Annotated in this window: 17 protein-coding genes; 7 read left to right on the top strand and 10 right to left on the bottom strand. The window is 47.1% G+C overall.

The features are described from left to right. Positions 1-8 precede the first annotated feature (8 nt). Positions 9-1,541 (top strand): PAS domain-containing sensor histidine kinase, encoded by a 1,533-nt coding sequence (locus ACMA1I_RS05650; RefSeq protein ID WP_337067319.1) that lies wholly within the window; start codon positions 9-11, stop codon positions 1,539-1,541. Positions 1,542-2,175: 634 nt separating this feature from the next. On the opposite strand, the gene pbpC is transcribed toward ACMA1I_RS05650, so the two are convergent. The 5 genes from pbpC to ACMA1I_RS05625 all read right to left on the bottom strand — a co-directional run bounded on the left by pbpC (position 2,176) and on the right by ACMA1I_RS05625 (position 8,607). Beyond that, positions 2,176-4,530 (bottom strand): penicillin-binding protein 1C, encoded by a 2,355-nt coding sequence (gene pbpC, locus ACMA1I_RS05645; protein WP_337067318.1) that lies wholly within the window; start codon positions 4,528-4,530, stop codon positions 2,176-2,178. An 807-nt stretch (positions 4,531-5,337) separates the two neighbouring features. Beyond that, a complete protein-coding gene (locus ACMA1I_RS05640; protein ID WP_337067317.1) occupies positions 5,338-6,165 on the bottom strand; it encodes an anti-sigma factor in 828 nt (275 codons plus the stop codon). After that, positions 6,158-6,712, bottom strand: a complete 555-nt coding sequence (locus tag ACMA1I_RS05635; RefSeq protein ID WP_337067316.1) for an RNA polymerase sigma factor — start codon at positions 6,710-6,712, stop codon at positions 6,158-6,160. Before ACMA1I_RS05635 ends, ACMA1I_RS05640 begins: the two co-directional genes overlap by 8 nt. A gap of 372 nt (positions 6,713-7,084) precedes the next feature. Next, on the bottom strand, positions 7,085-7,885 hold the full coding sequence (locus ACMA1I_RS05630) for a ferritin-like domain-containing protein (protein WP_337067315.1): 801 nt from the start codon (positions 7,883-7,885) through the stop codon (positions 7,085-7,087). Between the two features lie 11 nt (positions 7,886-7,896). Beyond that, entirely contained in the window at positions 7,897-8,607 is a 711-nt protein-coding gene (locus ACMA1I_RS05625) for a ferritin-like domain-containing protein (RefSeq protein ID WP_337067314.1), read from the bottom strand. Positions 8,608-8,650: 43 nt separating this feature from the next. Between ACMA1I_RS05625 and ACMA1I_RS05620 the strand changes: the two genes are divergently transcribed. After that, positions 8,651-8,938: a hypothetical protein gene (locus tag ACMA1I_RS05620; RefSeq protein WP_337067313.1), complete on the top strand. Its 288-nt coding sequence runs from the start codon at positions 8,651-8,653 to the stop codon at positions 8,936-8,938. 614 nt (positions 8,939-9,552) lie between these two features. On the opposite strand, the gene ACMA1I_RS05615 is transcribed toward ACMA1I_RS05620, so the two are convergent. Then, positions 9,553-10,179 carry a carbonic anhydrase gene (locus tag ACMA1I_RS05615; RefSeq protein ID WP_337067312.1) on the bottom strand — a complete coding sequence of 209 codons (627 nt, stop codon included), beginning with the start codon at positions 10,177-10,179 and terminating at the stop codon, positions 9,553-9,555. A gap of 228 nt (positions 10,180-10,407) precedes the next feature. Further along, the gene (locus tag ACMA1I_RS05610; RefSeq protein ID WP_414703868.1) at positions 10,408-11,214 is read right to left on the bottom strand and encodes an alpha/beta fold hydrolase; all 807 of its coding nucleotides are present in this window, start codon (positions 11,212-11,214) and stop codon (positions 10,408-10,410) included. 726 nt (positions 11,215-11,940) lie between these two features. Here ACMA1I_RS05610 and ACMA1I_RS05605 point away from each other — a divergent pair. Continuing rightward, positions 11,941-12,945, top strand: a complete 1,005-nt coding sequence (locus ACMA1I_RS05605; RefSeq protein ID WP_337067310.1) for a hypothetical protein — start codon at positions 11,941-11,943, stop codon at positions 12,943-12,945. 190 nt (positions 12,946-13,135) lie between these two features. Here the strand turns inward: ACMA1I_RS05605 and ACMA1I_RS05600 are convergent, their stop codons facing one another. Together ACMA1I_RS05600 and ACMA1I_RS05595 are read right to left on the bottom strand one after the other, a co-directional pair. Further along, positions 13,136-14,041 carry an IS982 family transposase gene (locus ACMA1I_RS05600; protein WP_337067309.1) on the bottom strand — a complete coding sequence of 302 codons (906 nt, stop codon included), beginning with the start codon at positions 14,039-14,041 and terminating at the stop codon, positions 13,136-13,138. 101 nt (positions 14,042-14,142) lie between these two features. Beyond that, entirely contained in the window at positions 14,143-14,862 is a 720-nt protein-coding gene (locus tag ACMA1I_RS05595; RefSeq protein WP_337067308.1) for a LuxR C-terminal-related transcriptional regulator, read from the bottom strand. A 107-nt stretch (positions 14,863-14,969) separates the two neighbouring features. On the opposite strand from ACMA1I_RS05595, the gene ACMA1I_RS05590 reads away from it, so the two are divergent. Continuing rightward, entirely contained in the window at positions 14,970-15,725 is a 756-nt protein-coding gene (locus ACMA1I_RS05590) for a DUF1349 domain-containing protein (protein ID WP_337067307.1), read from the top strand. An 82-nt stretch (positions 15,726-15,807) separates the two neighbouring features. On the opposite strand, the gene ACMA1I_RS05585 is transcribed toward ACMA1I_RS05590, so the two are convergent. Next, positions 15,808-21,255 carry an alpha-2-macroglobulin gene (locus ACMA1I_RS05585; RefSeq protein ID WP_337067306.1) on the bottom strand — a complete coding sequence of 1,816 codons (5,448 nt, stop codon included), beginning with the start codon at positions 21,253-21,255 and terminating at the stop codon, positions 15,808-15,810. Between the two features lie 208 nt (positions 21,256-21,463). On the opposite strand from ACMA1I_RS05585, the gene ACMA1I_RS05580 reads away from it, so the two are divergent. From ACMA1I_RS05580 to ACMA1I_RS05570, 3 genes are all read left to right on the top strand, one after another. Continuing rightward, positions 21,464-22,831, top strand: coding sequence for an HTTM domain-containing protein (locus ACMA1I_RS05580; RefSeq protein WP_337067305.1), 1,368 nt, complete (start codon positions 21,464-21,466; stop codon positions 22,829-22,831). A gap of 70 nt (positions 22,832-22,901) precedes the next feature. After that, positions 22,902-23,447 (top strand): G/U mismatch-specific DNA glycosylase, encoded by a 546-nt coding sequence (gene mug, locus ACMA1I_RS05575; RefSeq protein ID WP_337067304.1) that lies wholly within the window; start codon positions 22,902-22,904, stop codon positions 23,445-23,447. A 567-nt stretch (positions 23,448-24,014) separates the two neighbouring features. Next, positions 24,015-26,123: a sensor histidine kinase gene (locus ACMA1I_RS05570; RefSeq protein WP_337067303.1), complete on the top strand. Its 2,109-nt coding sequence runs from the start codon at positions 24,015-24,017 to the stop codon at positions 26,121-26,123. The last annotated feature ends 34 nt before the right edge of the window (positions 26,124-26,157 follow it).

The following is a 26,157-nucleotide window of genomic DNA, read 5'->3' as shown; positions in this document are numbered from 1 at the left end:
CTCTGTATATGGAAAATATTCTGCATTTAGGTTTGCATAGCGAAACACTGAAGCTTTTTCAGGAGAACTGGCAAAAGCCCCCTGCTACATTTACGAAAGTAGATGGACCAGATCTAAAACAGAACCTGGATAACCTGCTGCCATACGGTGCGTTGTTGATAGGAGAGGAGGTCGCGAACCCCATTCGGGTGGCGCAGGAGGCTTATGCGCTTGATAAACATATTTCTGTACTGCTGATAAACGACGGTGAGAACCATACAAAAATAAAGCATGCCCTTCAGTTTTCGCCGTTTATTGGACCTACTGTGCAGAGTTTCTCTAACAGGGTGGGCAAACAACTGCTGAACATTGTAGCCGATTCTATACAACGGACAAACCAGCGGAGGAGCTACGCCAGAATTAAACCTGCGGCTATGCCCGTGCAAAACCTTAGTGTAGGAGCTGTAGAGAAAGTGCGCGTGGATTATACGGCTAAGGTCTTGGAAGAGGCGCCTATTGGGGCTGCTCTTGTTTCTAATGCAGGGCAGTTGCTTACCATCAATGCGTATGCAGCTAACCTTTTTAACAAATCCGAAAAAGAGATTTTAGGTTCTGACTTTTCCGGTCTGTTTCCTGAATACCAGCAGGCAGAAATAAGGCAGTTTGTGTTAGATACCTATCTTACAAAACCTAAGCAGGTATTTGAACTACAATTTAGCGACAAAAAGCGCTACCTCGAAATAGCTGTGGCAGATATTAGTACAGAAGAAACCTCCAAGTATAAAATCATTATCCTGAACAATATTACCAGCAGTGTGCTGGCACAGAAACACACACAGGCACACCTGGAGCAGCTTGAGCAGCTGAACGCTAACCTGAAAAGAGTAAACGACGACCTGGACACCTTTGTCTATACCGCTTCGCACGATCTGAAATCTCCAATTCTGAACATAGAGGGGCTGGTTAACCTGCTTGAGGTAGGATTAGGACCTGCAAAGACGGGTGTGGCCGATGAATTGCAGCACATTAAAACATCGGTTCAGCGCTTTAAACGTACGGTAGAAGACCTTACAGAAGTGTCGAAAATACAGCGGAGTTTCGACCAAAAGGCCGAGTTGCTGAATGTGGCAGAACTGGTGGACGAAGTGAAGGAGCTCATACAGCATGAGATTGTAGCCTCAGGTGCTGAGGTTACACTGCAGTGCGAGCTAGCACCTTCGCTTCACTTTCCGAAGCGCAACTTCAAAAGCATCTTATATAACCTCATTCTCAACGCCATTAAATACCGGTCTCCTGACAGGCAAGCTCATATTCTGATTAGCACTGCCACCGAGCAGGACCATTTTGTGCTGCGCGTGCAAGACAATGGCCTGGGTATACCTGCTGAGAAAAGGCAGCGGGTATTTGAGTTATTTAAGCGAATGCACTCCCACGTAGAGGGCAGCGGCGTCGGGCTCTACATCGTAAAACGGATTATCGATAATGTAGGCGGCTCCATTAGCATAGAAAGCGAAGAGCAAAAGGGCACCACTTTTAAAGTAACGTTAAAAGAAATGATCTGAGGCAGGTGCTGATGGTTTTAATTTGGAAAATACTTCTTCCAGTTTTTCATCTTAAGAACTCAGGTTGTGCGGTAGTAGCGTGTTGTTCATTAGGCCGTCGTCATCACTCTTTTGTCATTCTCAAACGATCTTGTGGGCGAGCTTCGAAAACTTTGGATACTGGCTTGGAAGTCTAAGTTTGCATTGCTATTGCTAAGGTGTTAGCTATAGCTATTTATTACATTGCTAACTTTCTTGTTCTTTTTGTCTTGATACAAAAAGAACCAAAAAAATCAAGACGATTTTGTCTAAAGGGGGCCCCTGCACCCCCACTCGCTGAACGCTCAAACAAAAAATCGTCAAATCGTGCACTTGGCAGAGGTGTTATCTTCGTGGCTTGCTGCCGCAATACATGGTGTAAGATTAGCTGTTATAAAAATTTTTCTAATGAAAACTGTCTTTCAGAGGCGAAAAAGAAGAATATGGCCTTGGGCTTACAAAGCAGTCTTCTGGTAAGCCATCTATCGCTTCTAATTTTTAATTTTGAATTGGGCGTAGCCACATCTGGCGTAGCTCATCAATTCTTCTAATCAAAAAGCCCTTCCGGAGAAGTTTTTGCATTTTCAACACCAAGGGTTGAAACCTACAAAAGGTGCTACTCGAGGTAGCGCACCAATATTTGAATATCGGTGTTGCGGCCCTGGTCGTCGGTGCAGGAAATTTTATAATGGCCGGCATGTGGAGGCTCAAAAAACACTTTTTCGTTGGCGGCACCTGCTCTCAGGAACTTATCATTTAGATACCAATACACCTGCTTTACCTCGTTGTGGGTATTGGCGTGCAGCATAAGTTGCTGGTGCTCCTCCCTCTCTAGTATGTATTCCATATCGGCAGTAGGAGAGGTTATAAGCGGGGCAGATTCCTGAAAAATACGAGGACAGGCAGGGTTGTGTGGCGGCAGTTGCTGGTAAGGTATATGCTCTGAATTATAAAAAGTAAGTATTTCAGGAGTGTAGTTAGGAAACCATTTTTCTGTATAACCGGCGTCGGGCAGGCAACTGGTGCAATACGCCATGCTGCCATCCGCCGACACTTTTACCTGTTTCAGATGCGTGCACTTGGCAACAGGCGACACACCTGGTATATAGGTATCGGTGGTGTGGCTGGTGCAAAAGCTGTTAACGGGCATGCCACTTTCTACGCACACGCTACGGTACCGCGTGCCTTTAGGCTCTTTAAACCAACTTTCAGGGCTGTTGTAGTCGATACTGTTAAAGATGTCGAAAAGAAGGGGAGTGGCAGAGTCGGTGCCATTAAGTTCGGGCACTCCCTCTCCCGAAAAGTTTCCTACCCACACGCCTACCGTATACTTCTGGTTGTAGCCAATGCTCCAGGCATCTTTTCGGCCGTAGGATGTGCCAGTTTTCCAGGCAATTTTAGGGAGCCGCGTGCTATTGTGGGCATTGTGTGGCAGGTCGGGCCGCTTGAGCTGTGTCAAAATCTGATTTACCATATAGGCAGCAGCAGGAGAAATTACCTGCGTATATACTTTACTGCTGTCGTTTTGCAGCCAACGGATAGGAATATAGCGGCCCTGGTTGGCAAAAGAAGCAAAGAGAGTCGTGAGTTCCTCTAGCTTTACACCACAGCCACCTAAAATAAGCGACAAGCCCAATTGGTTCTTTTCCTTCCGTATCTGCGAAAAACCAGCCATTGAGAGCTTCTGCACAAAATGCTGTACCTCCAGCTGGTCCAGCACCTTTACGGCAGGTACGTTGAGCGAAGTGGCCAGCGCCTGTTCTATGGTAATGTTACCACTGTAGTTGCCAAAGTAATTTTCGGGGCGGTACCCGGCATAGTCTATGGGTACATCGCTGATAATGGTTTTAGGTGTAAGCAGGCCCTGATCTATAGCAGCAGCGTATAAAATAGGTTTTAAGGTACTGCCTGGGGAGCGGATAGCTCTTACACCATCAACCTGACCGCCATGTGCGGCATCGGTAAAATCGGCAGAGCCCAGGTAGGCCTCAACTGTGTGGGTTTGGTTGTTGATAACCAGTACCGAGGCATTGTGTATGTTTTTGTGGCGCAGTTGCTGCAGGTAATTGTAAGCCAGTTTCTCTACCTGTTCCTGTACTTGCCGGTTTAAGGTGGTTTTAATAACCGGCTGGTTACGGTATTGGCGGAACATGCGGTAAGCAAAATGAGGCGCCACGCGCGGGGCATCCTGTCGGGTGGCTGCTAGTGGCTCCTGCAGGGCATCGGCAATATCTTTGTCAGGGAAGGCACCGATCTGCCGGTAGTACTGCAGCCATTTGTTCCGGAAGGCCACAATACGACTGTTTTGCACGCCAATTCTGAGCGAGGACGGTTTATTGGGAATAACCGCCAACGTAACCGCTTGCGCCAGGCTCAGCTCCTGTGGCGACTGATGAAAATACAGCACCGAAGCTGCTTTTACACCTTCTATGTTGCCACCAAAGGGTACCAGGTTAAAGTAAAGCAGCAGAATTTCATCTTTGCTATACATCCACTCCAGCTGCAGTGCCCTGAACAGTTCGGTTATCTTATGCCAGTAAGTTCGCTTGTTGGGGTACAGCAGGCGCGCTACCTGCATAGTAATGGTGGAGGCCCCTGATGTTGTTTTTCCCCTGATGGTGTTGTTGACGAAGGCCCGACCGATGGCCACCAGGTTTATACCCGGATGATAGTAAAAGTAGCGATCTTCTTTCAGGAGCACTGCCGTTTTCAGCACCGGGTTTATCTCTTTTGCCTCCAGTTGCATGCGCCATTTATCATCCGGACTCAGAAAGGCGTTGATTACGCTGCCATCTGAAGCGGTAATAACAGGAGAGTAAGCCAGGTTAAACTTTAGTGGGAACAGCAGGTGGAGTATTGTAAAAGCCAGGGTACAGCTAAGCAGCAGGGTAAGCAAATACGTTATAACCCGTCTACTGCTTCGCGGCAGAAGTGGCTTACGGTAATGCTTCAGTTCTTGTAAAAGCTGCATGGGCCGGCACAATCAGATAAGTTGAGTGTAGTAAAATTACAGATTTTGTCTGAAACTACAGGAGGTGTGAGAAGGTAGTATGTTTAGGGAAGTTTTTACATTTATTCAGCCTCTTCCAATATCTTCTTTGAAGGCTATTGTGGGCAAGAAGTACTTTTCTTTTGTCATCGCTTTGGGATCTTGTGGGGTAGATCCGTCGGCAATGGCTAATAGCTTTTGGTTTAAGTTCCCTCGCTAGTGCGAGCTTGTAGCTCGTACTTTCATGCCAACGGTTTAACTTTCTAGCTTGGGCGATATTCGTTAGCAGTCGTTATTAGCTTTTTAGTCTAAGTTTGCATAGCTGCTTTTACTGATGTGACCTCTGAGTAAAGTTGTTTCATTGCCAGTGTCTTTGTTCTTTTTGTCTTGATACAAAAAGAACCAAAAAAATCAAGACTATTTTGTTCAAAGGGGGCCCCTGCACCCCCACTCGCTGAACGCTCAAACAAAAAATCGTCATTGGGTGCACCGGGCATTTGTGCTCTCTTCGTTGCCTACTGCCGCAATACCTTACTTCAGATTGGCTACCGCTCACTTCAATCTTTCTAATGAATTTGGCCTTCTGGAGGTTTTTTGGAGGAGTAGGGGCTAGGGGGCTTTTACAAGACTGAACTTGTGGGATGTAGGAAATAATGCAGTCGGAGACTATCTGACATAAAAAGTGCGTAGTCGGAAACTACGCATAATAAAAATATAGGTCTGATTTAAAATAAATAGGTTGATACCAGTACATTTTCAAATCTTCACGTCAAATATATATCAATAAACCTAAGACTCCACCTTGCCCATTACAGTCAGTTGCTCCAACGTTGGATTTTCGCTGCCGCCTGCTGGCTCCAGGGTTACGGCAAAGGCCTGTGCCGAGGCAATGGCTTTCATCTGCTGCAGGTTCAGGGAGCTGTTTACTTCAGAAAAAACTCCTGCATCAACGGGTTTTCCGTTGTCGAGGGCCCAGAGCTGGTATTGTTTACCTGCCGGGGCAGCAGGCAGGCGCATCTGGTCTATAAATACCTGGCTGTTTTTAGGGTTCCAGAAAATGGTCATATTAGCATCCGGATGAGCTTCTACGCCAGCCAATCTAACCTGTTTGTAGTCGGGATTGCGGTATACCGAGAGTGCTATTTCCTGTTGTTGCAGGCGCAGCGAAGCAGTTTCTACATTTTGGGCCATCAGCCGCTCAGAGGCAATTACTTGCCCCAGCCGCGACTCCGCATCCTGCCACTTGTTGTAAAAATGCATGCTTAATAGCCCTGATATAAGAAAAAGGGCAATGCTGGCCGCAAACATCCACTTGTAGGGCGAAGCCTCCCGCACCGGGTACATCGGCACAACCTCCTGCTCCTTTGTCCCCTGGGCTGGCGGAGCTTGCTGCTGCGCGCTTATCTGCGCTAATATTCTGTTTTTGAGCTCAGGCCTTGGCGACCTGGCATACTGGCTGGCATAAAGCTCCATGGCAGCACAGGCTTCGTTCAGGGCTACACGTACCTCTGGCGAAGCGGCTGCACGTGCCTCTACCTCTTCACGCTCTGCCTGTGTAAGTCCACCGGCTGCATAAAGCTCCAGCACACCAGATGCTATATAATCATCGTTATGCACGCCCTTTAAAAAATTTAGATAAATACTTAACAGCACTTCGTGCCCTTGTCTTTACAGTTCCAAGCGGAATATGGTATGTTTCGGCAATTTCGCTCTGTGTCAGCCCCTCAAAGTACATCAGGTCTATAATCTGTTTCTGATCAGGCTGCAGCTGCTCTACCATTTCGCGAATACCAATATGTTCCGGATTGAAGGAATCCGTTGTAAAACCACGGCGCGAATCAGAGGGTAACGGCTCGGATGTACTACTTACGCGGTAGGCTTTAGAGCGGATTTTGTCGATGGCAAGGTTTCTGCAAATATTTATCATCCAGGTAAATAGCCTTCCTTTTTCGGAGTCGTAGCTGCCAAACGAATTCCAGATTTTAAGAAAAGACTCCTGCAAAACATCCTCAGCAATTTCTTCTACTTTTACGATTTGCACAATTACGCCGAAGAGGGTGGCGCTGTACATGTCGTAAAGTACAGCCATGGCTGCTTCATCCCTGGAACGAAGTCGTTCTATCAGGGCTTCTTCGGTCAGCTTCTCGTTGGACTGGTTGATCAATTAAAAATTGTTTTACAGATGCGCCTTTCGCCAAAACACTTAAAGGTAAATATATTTTGGCAAATTTTATACTATAACTACTTCGGCGGCAGAAGGTTTATGATTTTGAGCATCTGGTTCAAATTTATTATCGGTGGCAGCGCCTGTTACACTTACAAAAAGCAGGCACAAAAAAAGAGCTACCTGGGGCAGCTCTTTTTCAGGGGGAATTTATGTACTCATCAATTAAACTATCATTAAGTAAAACAATCAGATCAGATAGCTCTTCAGGAGCCTCTTTCTTATGGAAATAATTGTTTAAATAGCTAACAACTCAAAGGCAAAAATGTTTTAAAGTGCCGCTACTACAGTGTTTGCGACACACCTTGCCTGCTACTCAAACAGCGACACAATGGTGGCAACCTGTTCTTTAGTAAGTGGCTCATCAAAAGCTCCGCTGGCAATAGCAGCTGAGTAGCCACCGCCAAGGGTTTTAATATCGTTGATGCCACCCTGCGATACATTGCTTTCGCCAGCATAAACCGGTTGGGCACCAGCTGGCACATTGCTGTTTTCGTGGTTGCCCTCGATCCAGCCTTTGTTGCCGCGCATTCTTCTGATGTGGGCGGCATGTCGAGCCTCTACCGAGTGGATCTGCAGGGCTGCCTGCAGCACGGTGTCGTTGCTCATAACATTGCCTGCCTGACCTTTGTAGGCGCGTACGCCGGTATCTTCAAAAGCCTGGGCTAGCGTCAGGAAGGTTTGGTAATTGGTGTTCCAGTCAGCAAAGTTTTTACCGAAGTTGAAGGTTGGTTCCTGTATCGGCGTTCCGTTTAGCTGCTGAATGGTAGCAATAAGTAAGGTTACGTGAGCAGCCTCGTGGCCCTGAATTTTCTGGATGGCGGCGCGGGCTGCAGCATCTGTAATGAGACCGTTGGCGGCTAAGCCCTGGGTATAGAAATTGCGCTCCAGGTACTCTAATTTCAGGGCGAAATTCAACACATCTACAATATCGTTGGTGCTCTGTCCATAGGCCTTGTTAAACACAGAGGCAAGTGCCAGCGGAATAGCAGAAAGTGCTGCCTTTTTGCCAAAGCTGCCCATGTTTTTAAAAACCGCTCGCCGCGAATCTAAGCGCGCATATACTTCTGAATCGAGCTGTTCTATGTCTTTTATGATCTTGAATATGTTCATGACTTGTGCGGTTATTTAGGTAAATTGTTCGCAGAGATTTTTGTTTTTATAAAAGCAGAAGCTGCTTTGAGTACATCAGCTGGCATCATGGCAGGGTCCAGGCCATTGGTATCGGCAGAGTCGGAGAAGGTGCCATTGGCGATCAGGTCGCGGATTATGGCGGCATGGCGTGCTTCCACCGATACAATTTTACCGGCCAGCGTCAGGAAGCCGGCATTGTCGAGGAGTTTGCCTGCTCCGTTGTAGGCTGCTACACCCAGATCTTCGAAGGTGCGGGCTGTGGTAAGCACGCTATTCTTGTCGTTAAAATTGATGGCTGAAAAATTGACTTCCAGATTGGGGATGGCGCTGCTGCTGAGGGCGGCTTTCAGGAAGTCGCGGTGAATAGTTTCGTGCCCTTTCAGATCCTGCATGATCTGCTGCTCTGAGGCATTAAAGAGCGACAATGACTTGGCAACTACTTCGGTGTAAAAGGCTGCTTCCAACTGCTCAAGAGCATAGGCATAGTTCAGGATGCCCGTGTCGTCGGAGCCCAGGTCCACGGCGGTTGGGTCTGTCATCATATTATCATCGTCGTCGTCGCACGATGTGGTGAGGATTAGGGTGGCTGCTGCGGCAGAGGCACCTGCATATCTGAAGAAAACACGCCGTTGCATGGGCGTAATCAATGCCTTTGATATGCTTAATTCTTGCTTTTTAGGCTTTTTTACAGGTCTTTCCATAATTCATTAAGTTTATGATGTAATAGAATTTACCACCGCAGTCATGATGCATATCCTGCAGATCAGCGAGACCTACGGGGCTGCAGCAGCGGTTGGATTTGGGTACCTGAAAAATATTTTTGAAAATCTTTCTGAATGGGCAATAGGAAGAGAAAAGGAATTAATAGAAACGACTGTTAGTGCGGGTGGTGGAGAAATTTTTAGCTTTAGTTGTATGGTAGCCGATCATATTTATTGCTCCTCAACTATCTCCATATTGTCATCCTGGAAGGATCTTGTGGGCGAAAAGCATCAGCTTCGGCTATGGAACGTTTGGTTTAAGTTCGTATAGCTGCTGTTATCTCTTTGACAGCAGCTTGAAGTTATTCCATTGCTGGAGTCTTTGTTCTTTTTGTCTTGATACAAAAAGAACAAAAAAAATCAAGACGATTTTGTCCAAAGGGGGCCCCTGCACCCCCACTCGCTGAACGCTCTTTAAAGAGAGCCCCTTCCCCCAACAAAAAATCGTCAATGGGTGCACCCGGCAGAGTTATTCGCCCTGTAGCGTCCTGTCGCCATACATTGTTTTTAATTAGCCTTCAGCCAATTTCTCTAATGAAAAAGACCTTCCGGAGGCAAAAAAGAGACGTATGGTCTTTGGCTTTTCTTATGCAGCAGTCTTCTGGTAAGCCATCCATAATTTTTTTCTGATTTTGAATTGGGCATAGCCACATCTGGCGCAGCCTTCGATTCTTCCAATGAAAATTTCCTTCCAGAGGAGCTTTTTACATTGGAGGGCTCAGGCAAAGTCTGCTTATGCTTTTTAGAAGTTTTGTACAGAAGGTTGGTTAATTGAAATAGGTGGGAGGGGGGGAGTAGAATTAAAAACAGAAGAAACCAAGCTGAATAACAGTTGGTTTCTTCTGGTGGGTTACGTTCGGGTAGTTAGTCTAAATTTCTATCTGGTTACGGAATAATGCCTAATTCTCTCCATTCGTCCGTCGGTAGCTCCAGCTCTTTAATTTTGCCATTCCGGATGTCGAGCACCCAGCCGTGCAGTTTTGGATAGGAGCCGGTTTTAAAGGCGCGGTGCATAACCGAGGTGTTGCAGATATTTCTTACCTGTGCGATTACATTTAGCTCTGCCAATTTGTTTACGCGATCTTCCTCTTTCTCTATGGCATCAATCTCGACCCTGTTTTGCAGGTAAATTTCCCGGATGGGGTTTACCCAGCTTTCCACCACGCCTGTTGCGTTTCCTTTATACGCAGCTGCTACACCACCACAAAAGTAATGGCCACACACTACTACATGTTGCACATTTAACGCTTCTACGGCATATTCTAGAACCGAAAGCAGGTTCATATCGGTTAGCGATACTTGGTTGGCTACGTTACGGTGAATAAACAACTCGCCAGGTTCGGTTTTAGTAAAATTGTTGAGCGGCATCCGGCTATCGGAGCATCCTATAAAGAGGAAAGGTGGCTTTTGCCCTTGCGAGAGTTTCTCGAAATAGGTGGGGTCCTGCTCCAGTTTTTCTGCTGCCCACTCCTGATTGTTTTCCAGCAGGTCTTCGTAATTATGATAATGCATAGGCTATGATTTAATAGTGAACACTTATACATATAACAATCTGCTTCCTTAATTATTATAGCAGAATACAGTTTCAGGCAAAATAATGCCTTTATAAAAGGTGCCGATTAAACAGAACCCTGGTTAAACCTGCAAAAGTGCTTTAATTTTAATTCGTATAGCTTTATAGCAGGAGATGAGACAGGTGCTAAGAAAGCAAATCCAGGGCTGGCACAGGCCGGAAATCAGTTAAGCGCATTTTGATTGGGTTAAGTACCATTCCATGGTTTCTATTGTTTCCATGGGGGCACTTAAATTTGGGCAGTGCCCTTTAGCTTTAAGGTGTACTAAGGTTGAGTTTCTGATGGTATGGTGCAGGTATTCGCCTACTTCGCTTGGAGCAATGGTATCTTCTGCGCATTGCATAATTAGCGAATGCGTTGTAAGGAGCGGCAGGTCCAGGCGGTTGTCTGATAAGAAAGTAACCTGGGCAAAGTGTCTGGCAATTTCAAAGTCGGTGTTACAAAAACTCATAGCCAGCTCTTCGCCCAGCGAAGGCTCATTTGAATTTCCCATAATGATTGGTGCAAATGCAAAAGCCCAGCCGACATAGTCTGTTTCCATAAAGGTCAGCATCGATTGGATATCGGCGTATTCAAAGCCACCTGTGTATTTCTCATCGTTAATGTAGCAGGGGGAAGGGCCAATCAGAATAAGTTTTTTAAAACGCTCAGGCTCTTTTATAGAAGACAAAACGCCCATCATGGCGCCTACGGAGTGGCCCACAAACACTGAATCGGTAATATCCAGCTCTCTGTAAATTTGCAGAATGTCCTCGGCATATCCGTGCAGCGTACTGTATTTTTCTTTATCATATGCTGACACATCAGATGAGCCGGCCCCTACATGGTCGAAAAGTACAATCTTGTACTTAGTTAAAAACGCAGGAGTTATAAAGCGCCACATGTTCTGATCACAGCCAAACCCGTGGCTGAACACCATTGCCTGTTGGCCCTTACCAAAGACTTTCACATGGTTTCGTTTCAGAACATCCATATAATTCAGAGAAAGCACAGGGCTCTCGTTAGCTAAGTTTTAGGTGTGTTACCTGTTGTTATATTCCTTTAAACTATGCTGGTTTAGCATATACTAATAAACCTTAAAAAGCTTATTTAACTATTTTAGGTATTATTTATATACTATTTATTGTTTTATTTGGTTGTTTCTGTTTCATAGCTGGAGATTTTTAACCTTATATTAAGGAGTAGCAAGTACTGGATTTCCGCTTTAGACCTCCTTATTTTAAATTTCGCTACGAAGGCGCCAGGTTAAGGAGCCTGCCTCCTGCTGGAGAAGGTGTTGTGGCGGCAATGAACCAGATCCTTTATTACAGCAAAAGAAATATGATCAACTGCACCCGGGGGAAGGTGGCTTGCTCTAATTATTCCAATGAAAAAAGCCTTCCGGAGCTAATTTTTAGGACAAGCGCCTAAGGCTCTCTCTTATAGTAGTACCGAAAACCATTAGCCTGTGAAATTAACTTTTTAAAGGAGGTACTACATGTGTGATTTTTTATTCTGTTTTTATTATAAACAGAATAAAAAATATATAAAAGTTTAGCTCTTGAATTTGCTGCTTAATGAGGTTCAGTATGTTGCTGCTTAAATGCTTATGGTTTTTAAACTCCATGTCTGTATATCAAACTAAAATTAAATTTAATTTGATGAAATCCAGTTGATTAAGTCATTTCGTAAGTGCTGTACTAACTAAAAAAATTGCACTATGAAAAAAGTATTAACACTGAGTTTACTCGCCGCCGTTGTATTTGCTACCACCTCTTGTAACGACGATAACGAAATTTTGCCGGGAGCTTCCTCGGAGACTTATGCTGTAGTATCGAGTAACACAAGCGGCAAAGTTACGATGATGAACATCTCAGACATGTCTGCTATTGCGGTGACTGAAAAAACAGTAAGTTCCACTGACGCCGATGGCATTTACTACGCAGGTGCCAGCAATGAAATTATGCAAGCCTCCAGAACCAACAACCGCATAGAGATTTACAACGAAATGATGGCTACTGGCCAAAGCCTTAATCTGAAAGCCAGCAGTTCCTCCGACTTTACCAATGCCCGCGGTCTTACCGTAAGTGGCAACAGGGTAGTAGTTGCCCAGGATGCTATAGATAATAATCCGGATGGAAAAAACCGCCTGCTGGTGTATGAGCGTACAGGTTCAGGATTTACGCTGCTCAACACCTACGATGTTGACTTTAATCTTTGGGGAATAAGGGCAGAAGGAGAGAATTTATACGCGATAGTAGATAACTCCAGCGATATGGTTGTTTTCAATAATTTCTTCGCCAACAACAATGGCATGATCATGCCTACCAAACGCGTTAAAGTAGAAGGAATAGTAAGAACGCATGGCCTGTGGTATTCCAGCAGCGACAATGTAATGATTTTGACAGACGTGGCAGATGCTACTTCCGATTCGGATGGCGCGATTCATGTCATCAATAATTTCAGCTCAGTTTTTAACAACACTGCAGACGGTGGCACTATTCCGTTGGCCAGCCAGGTACGTATCGCGGGCTCAAGTACGTTGTTGGGTAATCCAGTAGATGTTGCTTACGACGAAGCTTCTAAGCGTATTTTTGTAGCAGAGCGGGCAAATGGTGGTGGTCAGGTGCTGGTTTATAATTTGCCTACTGCGAATGGTAATCCTGCTCCGGTTTACAAAGCCGCTGTACCAGGTGCTTCTTCTATTTATATTCACGCAGAATAAGCCCCTGACTTCACTTTAAAAAAGAGGCCAGCCTTAAATATGGCTGGCCTCTCTTTTTGCTGGTGTATTAGAGAAGGGTTTTAGTTCAGAATAAGAAGTCATATTTTATTGAATAAGCCCCATTTCCAAGGCACTTTTAACAGCCTCTATCGCATTGGTCACGTTCATTTTTTTAACGTGAACTCGGGAATCAAGCGAGTGTTCTAGTCGGTTTGAACTTTTTGTTTTTAGTGTCGAGAAAGGTGTAGGCGGTCAGGCCTGAGAGGATGTGGACCAGGGCGTTGACCGGATTTCGGTGGCGGGTGTGGTCGATATCGCAGACCGTCATGAGGATGTCATTGACGGCCTCGATGCCCCCTCTCTTGATCAGGTTGAGCTTGTCCTGCAGCGTGAGGAGCATGTTTTTCATGTTCCGCCTGATTCTGGCGACCAGGTGCAGGCCCTTCTCCAGCAGCTCCTCGAGCAGGGAGGAGAGGTAGCCCCTGTCCCCGTAGCACTTTCCCCTGAGCCCCTCGAGCAGGTAGCCCAGCACCTGGCGGTTATTGTCGGCCACGTTGGCCGGGGTTAGCAGCAGGCGCGCCAGCTGCCCGTGCTGGTTGACCACCAGGTGCAGCTTGAGGCCATAGAACCAGCCGGTGGAGCCCTTTCCCCGCGCTGCTATCCCCTCGAAGACCCTGTGGGAGTGGATGCGGAGGTTGTGGCAGACGGGCAGCTTCTTGGAGTCGATGTAGTAGTGGTGGGTCCTCTCTGAGAGGCTCGCCCGGCACTGGGCCAGCAGGAAGGCGTGGAAGCAGGCCTGGCGGGAGAGCGAGAGGAACTGCGTGTAGGAGACGGCCCTGGGGAAGAAGCTCCTCAGCTCCCCGAGCACCAGGCGCTCATAGTAGTACTCGAAGCACTTGAAGCCCGAGAGATGGTAAAGCGTGAGGATGGTGAGCACCTCGCTCTCGGAGAGGGAAGGCCTCCTGCCGGCAGGGTGCTTCTCTGAGAGTCCCTTTGGCAGCGGGTGATGGGTGAAATATTGCTCAACCTCCTGACAGAAATCGTCGATGAAGCAGAACACTTCCACCACTTTGGTAGTATCTATGACAAAGTGCATAAGGCTAAGGAGTTAGGTGAAACAGAAGGCAATATTTCTACCTGTTCCTTAGCCTTTTTTGTTGCACAAAGGCCTAATTTAAAATCCGTTGATTCCCGAGTTCACGTTTTTTTAATAATGTTTTGGCGGTGTCTATGTACCGTATTGATGCTGATGTTTAATCTATGGGCAATATTCTTACTTTGCACCCCTTTAAAGATTAGTAGTAAGATTTCGCGCTCCCTTTCGGAAATGAAATTTTTATTTTTAGGGCAATACTTATCAACTCTTATAACCTCACCAGTTTCGCTGTTCATAATCTTACCATCTATTCCCTTACCCGATGTAAGATCAGTAGAGGGTGCATAGATGCATAGAGCCAACCATACACTTCCGTCAGCGAGACTTTTAGGATATATGGTCCTGTGGGTTATGTAAATATTTTCACCCTTCAAATTATGAGCTCTGAGGCGACAATAGGTACTGTATTTTAGTCTTTCATTTATTGCCAGCTTTGTTTGTAACCGGAAGTACTCGTTTTCAAGTGTATGTCTTTCTTTTAAGTCGTCCGGATGGATTTTACTGAAAATGTTTTCTTCGAAAGCCGAATTGATGATACTGCCATTTAAGGGTAAGTCGAAGAAACCACCAAACATGCCCGCATAGATGTAGCTCCGATTTAACCGCAGATCGGAGAGTACAGCAACACTGTTTTCTATAGATACATATTCTTTAACAGACCTTCGGTAATCATCAAGAAACCTATCATCTGGCTCAATGCTTGCGAAGGTTTGATTAAGTAGCAAATCACGGAGTTTATCTGGTATTAGAGGAGTTGCCATGGTTCGTGGTGAATGGTTATTAATGAGCATTGCATAGCCTTGGGTGCTGTACTACATTTGTTTCGAAAATAATCAAATCCGTTTCTTTGACAATAATAACTGATTTTATGAAAAAGATAATTTTGTTCGCATTTACTCTAATATTCTGTTGTATAGCCGCCTGTTCAAGCAAAATTGAAGAAAAAGATGCCTCTGTTAACCAGGGTGCAGGAGGAGCTACAACAGAAAGCTCAAAGATTAGTGGCGAACCCTGTGATATATCATTTGGGAATGTACATTTTACAAAATCTATAAATGGCGCTGATACATTGGCAGTAGAACAGAACAATGGTAGAATAGCGTTTAAAGTGGGAGAAAAAAAGGACTATTTTAATGACCCTAATGGTAAACTTTCCAATAATACTGCCCCTATTTTATTGTCTAAAATCGATAATACAAAGCCGTTTACGCTTGTGTCGAAAGTTACTCCTGGTTTTACCGCCGAAGGAATGTACAATGCAGGTGTGCTTTACCTGTATGTAAATGATAATTTGTGGCAAAAGCACTGTTTTGAGCAGGATGAACGTGGTAAGCATAGAGTAGTAACGGTACGTACCATCAATACCTCAGATGATAACAACCATGATGTGATTGAAAGTCCTTCTGTTTACTTAAAGATCTCATCAGATACTAAAACTGTGGCTAGTTATTATTCTCTTGATAAAGAAACCTGGCATTTGGTTCGTCTTTATCAAAATGCTTACCCTGAGGACCTATGGGTTGGAATCAGCTCACAATGCCCTGTAGACAGGGGAACCACTAATTATTTTGAGGAAATAAGTTTAGAGTTGTCAAGCGTAAAAGATTTCCGAATGGGAATTTAGAGCGTCAAATAGTTACCTGATCTTGCTGTTGGGAGTCGTCCTGCAGAAAACTCCCAACAACAATAAAAACCCAACCTTAAACCTACCTCACCCTCACAGTTCCAGCCCCGCTATAGCTATGGTACTCGGCATTGTACATAGCGTCAGCACCTACAGGTCCCATCTGGAAATTACCTTTATTAACCGCGCGCACCTGGTAAAAGAAGTGTTGCGGCTTGGCGCGGGCGGTGGCGTAGATGTTGATGCGGTCGTCGCGGATGTCGAGGTGGTCGGGGGTAGCGGGCTCCTGTTGTTGCAGCCACTTAAACTCCCGCTCGCCCATCAGCCGCGGGTTTTCTATCTCAAAGCCTGCCGGTAGCAAATCAGTCATAGCCACATTGGGTATGTTGCGGCTGTCCAGCGACTGCAGTGTGAGGTGCACAATCACCAGGTCGTTCTGGGCGAAGGTATTGTTGGTGATCTGACGGCCGTTGCGGTCGAAGAAGGTTTTGCGCACCTGCAGGTAATTGTCTTCTTCTTTGTAGCGGCCGCTCTGGCTAATGCCTTCAGTTTCCCAGAAATAATATAAGGTTCCGCTGCCGCTGCTGCGAATAGAAGTCTCTCCGGCTGTAAGCTTATCCGTGAACAGCAAATCTTTGCCACTGTAGTTGCCAATGCTCTTGCCGTTCTGTACAATTTGTGCTGTAGGGTTGCCACCGCTGCGGCGCGAGAGCTTACCTAAGGCCAGCAAGGCAAAGGCTCTTTCCTGGGTGTTGTACCACTTGGTCGTTGCCAGCTCCTGCGATACGTGCCGTGCCAGTGTTGCCACTTGCTGGTGGTCTGGGTCTGCCTCTAACAGTGCATTTAGCGCCATGGCCATGTTGCGGAGCGGCGAGCTGAAACTGCCGCTAAGGGTGCGGACAGCCGTTTCGCCGGCAAAGGAGCGGGGAAGGGTCTGCGTAAAATTCTCCCGGCGACCATTTACGGCGAAAGTGCTGGCCAGCAGGTAGCGGGAGTCCAGCGAGAGCAGATCAGGTTTCGCTTTAAAGTAGTTCATGGTCGCCCAGTCGGGTTTACCAGCCAGGCTAAGGACGTACAGGGAATAGGCAATTTCGCGCGGGGCAATGTATTTGGTTTGCAGGTTCTGTTGTGCATCGTAATAACAGTACTCTTCCTGTGCTTTGCCTTTCACCAGCTTTTGCAGGTAAGCCAGTGCTTTGTCCTGCATCTCCTTATTTACAGGCTGTCCCGCTTTGCGCGCCTCCAGCAAAAAGTGCGTGGCATAAGCGCTCGTAAACCAGTCGGAGCCGTGGGCGGAGCCGGGCCAGTAGCTAAAGCCGCCATCGTACTGCTGCATGCTTTCTATTTTAGCGATCGCCTCTTGTATGAGGTAATTCGGGTTATAGCTGCGGCTTTTTTTATCCTGGTTTAAGGAGCGGGCCAGGTCAGCGAAGTACAGCAGCGGGAAAGCTGTGGAGGTAGTCTGCTCCAGGCAACCGTGCGGGTATTGCAACAGATAGGTAATGTCGTCGGTAAACTGCGCCAATGGAGAGTTACTGACTAAAAGCCTCGACGAAACGGAGGCCGGAATGAAATCGTGCTTTGGGTTAATTTGCGCCACGGCTCCATCTTTAAGCGAACCAGCACCTGTGATCTGCTGTAGCGGGGCGGCTGGTCGAACACTAAGATCCGTTTTGCTACTGAACTGCTCGCCCAGCGCCTTTACTTTTACGGTAACTGAGGCTGCCCCGATTGCAGAGCTGGCCACCAGCTTGAAAAGCACTTGCGCCTCTGCATGAGCGTTTACAGATACTGGTTTTGTATCTTCACCGACTAATCGCAGAGGCCCAGTTACCGAAATAGTACTGCTGGCACTGGCACCTTTGCCTGTAGTGTTAGTAAGGGTTACCGGCACCAGCACGGTATCTCTTGGGCTCAGAAAACGGGGCAATGCCGTACTGATGACCACGGGGTCGGATACCCGCATGGTTTTTTCTGCGGAGCCAAAGGCATTGTTTTTATACGCCACGGCCATTATGCGCAGTGCTCCCGAAAACTCCGGAATATTCACGTTCACTGTAGCTTCTCCGCTTCCATCTGCTTTCAGAATTCCGCTCCATACCGATACCAGTTTCACTCGCTTGGTGGTGAGCGGGTTCACGCGCTTTGCCAGGTCAAAACCATCGCCGCCAAAGCTCGACTTGCCGTTGCCCAGCTCCGGGAACAGGAATGGGTAGAGATCGTAGGCCTGTACCTCCAGCGCCCTCTTTTGGTAAAAAAAGCTGTGGGGGTCAGGTGTTTTTGAGTCTTTCAGCTGCAGAATACCTTCGTCTACAACGGCTACAGTTACCTCTGCATTAGGAGCCGTTTTAACTTTTACCTGCTGTACCCGTTGCGAGCGTGAAACCTCGGGAGCTGCAATGGCAACAGCCAGCTTTGTGCTTTGCTTTGTAACCGCTACCGGCTTAAATCCGCGGGCGATAGTGAGGGGTAGGCTATTGTCTTTTACGGCACGAAGGGCAGTGGCTGTAATGTAGATAGTGGGCAGGTGCTCATCCTTAATAGGAATAGTTACGGAGGCAGCCTTCTTATCTGTTTGCACATAAAAGTGACTCAGAACCTTATTTTGCTCTACCGTTACCAATATTTTTCCTGCAAAAGGCGACTTCAGCAGCACTTTGGCTTCTTCACCTACTTCGTACGATTCTTTATCCAGGGCAATGTCAACTTCGCCTTCGTTGTTTACTTCAAAGGAGGTACTTTCGGTGTCGCCGTAGCCGTAGGCATAGAACTCCTGCGCTACGTAGTTCTGGGCACCTGGCCGCGTAACGCGCACCTCGTAGGAACCGGAGCGGAGAGGAGTAAAGCTGTACACGGCACCAGCGGCAGGAACCTGTATGGTTTTGGTCTGGATAATATTTTCGCGGCGTTGCGATTTATAGTTGTAAGCGCCTCCTCCTCGTTCTATTACCGACTCATATGTATAACGCACCAGTTGCACCTGGGCGGTGGCCGATGGTTGCGGTTTGCCTGTGGCATCCAGTGCCAGCAGCTGCATACGGAGTGGCTGTTTGGTGCTCACGTAACGCACAAACTCACGGATGCCGTAGAAGGTGCTCTGGGTGTTTACCACAAATTTGGAGAGCCGGTTTACCGGTCGTCCGGTTTCATCAAAAACGGTGGTGAAAAGGGAGCCATCCAGCACGCCAATATCTTCATAATCGGAGAGCTCAAACACTTCGCGGCCTTCACCGCTTTCATTTGTCTGCCCCTGCCGCACACTTGTTTGGATGTCTACTGAACCGGCTGTCACCACATCGAAGTTGTAGTCGGGGTACCGTTCGGCTTCGAATCGCTTTTTCTTCAGGCTTAGCTGCAGTTCATAATTGCGACCGGCAGCGGGAGGACCAAAAAAGTTCTGTGCCACCAACTGCGCTTCCACCTTTTCTCCTGCCATATAAGCAGGTTTGTTCAGGCTGGTCGTTACTTTCAGGCGATCGGGCATAAACTCTTCTACCCCCATTTTCTTAGAATTCAGCAACACATCGTTGCCAGAGTAAACCTCCAGGGTGTAAGTACCGGTTACAGCCGCTGTGGGCAGGGTAAAACTGGTTTCGGCTGCTCCCTGAGTGTTTAGCTTAGCTTTTACGCTTTTAAACTCCTTGCCATTGGGCAGCAGCAGCTTCCATTTCAGAGGCAGGCCGGATACGGTTTCCCAGTCGGGCGTGCGTACCACCGTGTTCACATGCATTATATCGCCTGGCCGGTAGAGTTCACGGTCTCCGTAAATAAAAGCATCGTAGTTTAGCTCTGCTAAGCGCTTACCACCTACCTCAAAGCGGGAAGTGTTTACCAGCGTTTCCCGGTAAGGAAGGTAAGTGAAGTCGTGGCCGGATCGGGCCGTGATGAGGCCAAGTTTGAAGCCGGGTGCCATTTTGCCCATGTCGGGGAAACGGGCAACTCCATCGGAATCGGTGGTGGCTTTGTGTACTACCTGGTTATTGGTGCTGATAAAGCGTATCTCTACCCCAGCCATAGTAGTGGCTTCGCGTATAGAGTTGGCAAACACCAGCACCTCATCTTTTCCCTGCTTCACCATCAGGCCAATGTCAGAAACAGAGATCACTTTTGAGTCGCTAAGCCAGTTCTTTTCGGTGCTTTTTACCGATAGCACATAAAGTCCTTTAAACTCACTGTCGAAGTCGAGGTCGTTGAGGTCGAGGTTCAGCAAGTAAGCGTTGCCTTGCCGGCGCAAACTTTTAGTGTCGTATTCCCGCTCAAAAATGATTTTACCATTGGTTTCGTCCACCACATAATTGGCGTTATCGAAATACTCTTCTGACTCCTGGTCGTAGTGGCCATCCCACATTTTGCCATCCTGCAGGTAGCGCAGGATGTTGTTTTCAAAAACTTTGGCAATGCTCACCTTTACCCGTGGCACCTGCACCAAGTTTAGAGCGATGTTGCGGGAGCCGTTGCTGCCCAGGTAAATGCTTTTTTTGTTCTCAAACGCCACACCCGGCCGCAGCGAGGCAAAGGAAAAGACTTGGCTGTAATCCTGCCCCAGCATAATACCACCTACTGCCTTAAGGTATTTCGATACCTTTAGCGTATAGTTATTGCCTTGCGGAATGTTGCCACGCAGCACAAAACCTCCTTCCTGCGGCTCCACTACAAAGTTTACTTTTGGCTGCACCGATACATAGTCTTTCAGTTTTTCGCCACTAACGGGAAGTGTGGTAGTGACAAACACAATTTCCTGGTTGTTTTCTACGGCCGTTGTAATTTCTGCAATCTGCAGGGTCTGCCGGCTGGGTATCTGTACGTTCTGTTCAATCTGTTTGCGGGTCTGGTAACTGGTGCCGGAGGTTGTGAGGCCGGGGTCTATGCGCAGGCGAACCGGATTGGCCTCTTCCTTCAGGTGTTCTGTGCCTTTAATCCGGATACCAATTTCTTCGGTTTGGTTACTGGCCAGCACCTCTACCGGAAGTTCGGTAGCTCCCGCAAAAAAATGAATCCGTTTGCTAAGCTCGGCTGGGTTAATCTGGTAGTTGAAGGTCAGATTTACCCGTGCCTCTAGTTGCCCCAGTTCCTCGGCCTGCGCCCAATAAGCCCGCGCCTCGGCCAGGTTGAGGTATGGTGTATGAAACCGGATCGACTGCCCTTCCGGTATTTTGTATTTCTCCTCTGTGTGCGCTAGTAATTGCTGGGTTAAGTCGGCCTGAAAATCGGTGCTGGGAGCAAAGGGGTGCAGCGGCGAAAACACCAGTTCGTTTACTGCCGTCCATTTAAACCGGCCTTTGATAGCAGGGGTAAACTTAATATAAGGCAGTGTATCCCATTTCTGCAGCTGCTTCTCGGTTACCAAGGCCTTATCGAAGGTGAAAACGAGGTTCTGTTCCTGTGAGATTTCCTGATCGAAATTTTTTCGCTCCAGGCCAAGTTCGTTGCTTTTTTTGCTGCAGCTGGCTATGAGCAGCACAAGAAGTAGCAAAAGGAAGTAGGAGCTGCTGAAATATCGGCTATTGGCAGGCAAAAAGGAGGTGTTCATAGTTTTAAAAGGAAGTAGGCGTTTCCTATTAAACATACAAATTCTTTGCCGAAGTATTATAAACCCCCTATATTTATTTGTAGCGCTTTTTTCGGGTTTCGGGCACTGTGGTAGGTAACTAAATTTGAAAGCTTCATGCCACAGTTGAGTTCTCTTGCATCTTATGAAAAGCGATCGGCGTACCCATGTTAGCTAACACATTACCAATATGCAACAACTATTACTAAAGCCAGTTTCTATTTATCCTTTAGTGTATTTCCGGATTCTGTTTGGGTTGCTGATGTTTTGCGAAGGCGTGGGAGCAGTGCTGATAGGGTGGGTGCAGGAGCACTATGTGGAGCCACACTATCACTTTGGTTACATTGGCCTGGAGTGGATTCGGCCGCTGCCTGGTAACGGAATGGTATTCGTTTATTTGCTCATGGCCTTGCTGGGGTTGCTGATTATGGTGGGCTGGCGCTATAAACTGAGCAGCTTCCTGTTTTTTTTGCTCTTTGGCTACAGCTTTTTCTGCGAAAAAACCCATTACCTAAACCACCACTACCTCATTTTCCTGATTAGTGGGCTGATGGTGTTGTTGCCTGCTCACCGCAAGCTCTCCATGGACGTGCGGCGGCAACCGGAGCTGGAGAGCGAGGTAGCACCCCAGTGGACACTCTGGCTCTTTCGGCTGCAATTGTTCCTGGTGTATTTTTATGCCGGTGTGGCGAAGCTACAGCCCGACTGGCTGCTGGCAAAGCCCGTTAGCATCTGGATGTCTTATAAAACACACTTTTATGTTATAGGGCCTTACCTCAACACACCGGCCATGATCTGGCTGATTGCCTGTGGCGGCATTTTATTTGATTTTACGATTGGGTTTGCCCTGCTTTGGTCACGCACCCGCATGCTGGCTTTCTGGGTAGCTTTTGTTTTTCATATTTTTAATTCGGCTGTGTTTCATGTGGGGGTGTTCCCTTATTTTATGATTGCGGCCAATGTGCTATTCTTTCGTCCGGACCAGATTGCCCGCTGGTTTTTCCGGAAAAAGGTATCGCAGGAGACTTTGCAACAGGTGCCACTGCGGCAACCTGGTTGGCAGCGGCAATGGGGCATCGCCTTTTTTGTGCTTTACCTGAGTTGGCAGGCGGTGTTTCCGTTGCGGCACTTTTTTATTCCAGGCGATGTGAACTGGACTGAAGAAGGTCACCGGTTTTCGTGGCGAATGATGTTGCGCACCAAGAGCGGTTCTATCTATTATAAAGTGCGCGATAAGGCTACGCAGCAGGAAGAATTAGTATATACAGGTACGTACCTGACAAATGACCAGATTAGGGAACTGGTAAAGCACCCGGACATGATCTGGCAGTTTGCGCAGTTCCTGCAACAGGAGTATCAGAAAAAAGGCATGCAATCCCCTGAGGTGTATGCCTACTCCAGCCTCAGCTTAAACGGCTACCCCAGTCATCCGCTTGTAGATGGAAGTGTGGACTTGGCGGCTGTGCCTTATACCTGGGGTGCCAAAAACTGGGTAAAGCCCCGCCCCGAAGCTGAAGGCTGGCCCTGGGCTTCGCGTATGGTGATGGAGGAGCATTAGCGGAAGAATGGTTTAAGAAGGCAATAGTCTGTTTGGTACGTATACCTGTAAAACAACTTCCTCTATTTGAATGCCACATAAACCCACCAAAGAAGAACTGGCAGCAGCCGTAGGTCGTACCGTGCCCGATGTTATCGCTCCGAACCTGAAGGTATTATTCTGCGGCATTAACCCCAGCGTGTATACCGCCGTGGTGGGGCATAACTTTGCAAGACCAGGCAATCGGTTTTGGCCTACTTTGTTTGCGGCTGGTTTTACGCCGAGGCTGTTTCTGCCAGGAGAGCAACAGCAGTTAACTCCATTAGGCTACGGAATTACAAACGTTGCGGCAAGAGCCACGGTAGCGGCGGCCGACTTGAGCCGGGAGGAACTGCGGGAGGGAGGGCAACAGCTCATAGCCAAAGTCAAAACCTACCAGCCACAGATACTGGCGCTGCTTGGCATTTCGGTTTATCAGGCTGCCTTCGGGCAGAAGGGGAGTGGTGTTGGCCTGCAGGATCTGATGATCGGAACTACTCAGGTTTGGGTTTTGCCAAACCCTAGTGGCCTCAATGCGCATTTCCCGCCCCAAAGACTAGCGGAGGTGTACCGCGCTCTTTATGATTATGTGAGATAGTCTGCGTGGTGGCTTCAGTCAGAAATTAGATTGGGAAAGCAGAAGTACGTAGCACTAGCATGGCTGAGTTACATACAGAAAGCGGCAGTAAAAATGGCAAAGAGACCTAAGCGAAGAATAGTTTAATTAAGCTCGGGAAGGGAATTTTCATTAGAATAATTCATTTAGTGTGCCAGTAGGCTGATGGGCTACTTTTGAATTGAAATATTTGAAGATGAGTAAAATTTAAAACCTGAATTCAGTGGATAAAAGACCATGCTTCACTCTTCGAGGTTTACAATCTTTTACATTAAGCCCTGTGTCTTATGTCTAATAAAATACCTCTGGAAGAGCCATTCTATTAGAATAATTAGTGTCGGGTTGATTAGGTGTCTTCAAGCTTTTGATTGTATAAAGTAGATTATCAGGCGCTTATATAGTAAAAGTTCTTGTTTGGATATAAATTATAGCTACTACCTCTCAAATGGGCGAACATAATGTCCACAATGCCCGTTAGAAATTAATTCTACAAGCACATTTCCGACCGGAAATGCCTGTTAGAACTTTTAATGAACATTACCTCTATACATGCCTCAGGTTAACAGAAATGAGACGGATAGCAACGCCTTGGATTTTTTCCGGGGTGGAGGTGAAATGGGGGCAATGATGCGCAATTACCCCTGGGAGGATCATCCGCTAGGGCCACCTGCCAATTGGCCTCATAGCCTAAAGACAAGTATCCGACTGCTCCTGAACTCTGGCTTCCCGATGTTTATCTGGTGGTCTGAGGAGCTGTTTGCTTTTCATAATGATGCCTACCTGCCGGCATTGGGGAAGAAACACCCTAAAGCGCTGGGTGAACCGGCACGCGTGGTATGGGCAGAAATATGGGAGCAGCTACAGGGAGTTGTGCTAAATATTCTGAAAGGAGGAGAGCCTTATAAAGCAGATGCCCTGCAACTGATGCTGGACCGCAAAGGCTTCTCTGAAGAAACTTACTGGACCTTTTCTTACAGCCCTGCCTTTTCTGACAACGGTGAGGTGGCAGGCATTTTCTGTGCCTGTCACGAATTAACCAGCACCATTCTGGGGCAAAGGCGCCTGAAAACCCTGAAAGACATTGCCGAAACTTCCTCTCTGAACCAGAGTCTGGCGGAAGCGTGCCAGGCATCTTGCGATTTTCTGAACGAGAATGCAGAGGATATTCCATTTAGCCTGATTTACCTGCTAAACGAAGATGGCGTAACGGCACATCTGATGGGGCAAGCCGGTACAGTCGGGCATTGTAACGCTCCTGCAACCTTAGACTTACGGCAACCAGACACTATCTGGCCCTTACAGGACGTGCTGCTTACCAGGCAGGTAACAGTTGTGGACTTGCAGAAAACTGGTGATCCTGAAGTAGACGTTATACCAAACGTGCTGAGGCAAGCGGTACTGCCTATCTTTTTGCCAGGACAGGCACAGGTATTGGGTTTCTTTATTTCAGGTATAAGTGCTTCGTTGGAGTACGATGCCGATTACAAACGTTTTCAGGAACTGCTCGCCAACCAAATTGCCACTACCATTGCTACCGTTCAGACCCGCGAAGAAAACGAGCGACAGCAAGCTTACCTGCAGGAAATTTTTCAGCAAGCTCCGGTAGGTATTACCATCTTGCGGGGCAAAGACTTTATAATTGATTTAGCTAACCCACAGGTATGTGCCATTTGGGGACGTAAGCCCGAAGAGGTGCTTAACAAATCTGTGCTCGATGCCTTGCCGGAAGTGGAGAGCCAGGGTATTATCCAGCTTCTGAACGGGGTAATGGAGACCGGCGTGCCTTTTGTAGCCAATGAGTTGCCCGTGTTACTGGAGCGAAATGGTCGACTCGAAGAGGTTTATCTTAACTTCGTTTATCACCCAAAGCGTAATTCCAACGGAGCCATAACAGGTGTAATAGCCGTAGCCATAGACATAAACGAGCAGGTAGAAATCAGGCGTGAAATCGAGCTAAAGAACAAGCAGCTTCTGGCTATAAATGCCGACCTTGATAACTTTGTGTATTCTGCCTCACACGACCTTAAAGCACCAATCTCCAATATAGAAGGCCTTATGAAGGTGCTGGTAGAGTATTTGCCCGAAGAAACAATGGCAACGGAGGTGGTGCAAAGGCTTATCAAACTTATTGATAATTCTGTAGAGCGATTTAAGCGTGCCGTTTCTGACTTAACAGAAGTAGCCAAAATTCAACGCGAAGCCGGAGAAGACGTTCGGTTAATAGATCTGCGGGAGGTTTTATCGGAGGTGCAGTTAGATTTTGAATCGCTTATCATTGAGTCTGGTGCCCGAATTGAGTTGGATATTGCGCAGGATGATGCTATCTGGTTTTCTGCAAAAAATATGAGGAGCGTTGTGTATAACCTCCTGAGCAATGCCCTCAAGTACCGCTCTGCCAGCCGCCGGTTGCATATTTGCATCTCTGTAGAAGTTGCGCCTCCTTATACTGTTCTGACTGTTACTGATAATGGCTTGGGTATAAACCCGAAAGAAAAAGAAAAGATGTTCTCGATGTTTAAGCGCCTGCACGACCATGTGGAGGGCTCCGGCATAGGTCTTTATATTGTGAAGCGCATTGTAGAAAATGCAGGAGGAAAAATTGAAGTGGAGAGTACTCTTGGAGAAGGAACTACTTTTAAAGTTTTCTTTAAACATTAAGCACGGTTTTGTATTTTCGTCGCGCTATGTTTGG

Source organism: Pontibacter sp. 13R65 (assembly GCF_047525655.1).
GTDB lineage: Bacteria > Bacteroidota > Bacteroidia > Cytophagales > Hymenobacteraceae > Pontibacter.
This window is presented reverse-complemented; position numbering and strand designations above follow the sequence as displayed.

What these genes read in the sequence shown, in the direction of transcription:
- ACMA1I_RS05595 (WP_337067308.1), bottom strand. Translation starts at nt 14,862, where the DNA reads ATGGCAACTCCTCTAATACCAGATAAACTCCGTGATTTGCTACTTAAT.
- ACMA1I_RS05585 (WP_337067306.1), bottom strand. Translation starts at nt 21,255, where the DNA reads ATGAACACCTCCTTTTTGCCTGCCAATAGCCGATATTTCAGCAGCTCC.
- ACMA1I_RS05610 (WP_414703868.1), bottom strand. Translation starts at nt 11,214, where the DNA reads ATGGATGTTCTGAAACGAAACCATGTGAAAGTCTTTGGTAAGGGCCAA.
- ACMA1I_RS05590 (WP_337067307.1), top strand. Translation starts at nt 14,970, where the DNA reads ATGAAAAAGATAATTTTGTTCGCATTTACTCTAATATTCTGTTGTATA.
- ACMA1I_RS05570 (WP_337067303.1), top strand. Translation starts at nt 24,015, where the DNA reads ATGCCTCAGGTTAACAGAAATGAGACGGATAGCAACGCCTTGGATTTT.
- ACMA1I_RS05630 (WP_337067315.1), bottom strand. Translation starts at nt 7,885, where the DNA reads ATGAACATATTCAAGATCATAAAAGACATAGAACAGCTCGATTCAGAA.
- ACMA1I_RS05650 (WP_337067319.1), top strand. Translation starts at nt 9, where the DNA reads ATGGAAAATATTCTGCATTTAGGTTTGCATAGCGAAACACTGAAGCTT.
- pbpC (WP_337067318.1), bottom strand. Translation starts at nt 4,530, where the DNA reads ATGCAGCTTTTACAAGAACTGAAGCATTACCGTAAGCCACTTCTGCCG.
- mug (WP_337067304.1), top strand. Translation starts at nt 22,902, where the DNA reads ATGCCACATAAACCCACCAAAGAAGAACTGGCAGCAGCCGTAGGTCGT.
- ACMA1I_RS05605 (WP_337067310.1), top strand. Translation starts at nt 11,941, where the DNA reads ATGAAAAAAGTATTAACACTGAGTTTACTCGCCGCCGTTGTATTTGCT.
- ACMA1I_RS05600 (WP_337067309.1), bottom strand. Translation starts at nt 14,041, where the DNA reads ATGCACTTTGTCATAGATACTACCAAAGTGGTGGAAGTGTTCTGCTTC.
- ACMA1I_RS05620 (WP_337067313.1), top strand. Translation starts at nt 8,651, where the DNA reads ATGATGCATATCCTGCAGATCAGCGAGACCTACGGGGCTGCAGCAGCG.
- ACMA1I_RS05580 (WP_337067305.1), top strand. Translation starts at nt 21,464, where the DNA reads ATGCAACAACTATTACTAAAGCCAGTTTCTATTTATCCTTTAGTGTAT.
- ACMA1I_RS05615 (WP_337067312.1), bottom strand. Translation starts at nt 10,179, where the DNA reads ATGCATTATCATAATTACGAAGACCTGCTGGAAAACAATCAGGAGTGG.
- ACMA1I_RS05625 (WP_337067314.1), bottom strand. Translation starts at nt 8,607, where the DNA reads ATGGAAAGACCTGTAAAAAAGCCTAAAAAGCAAGAATTAAGCATATCA.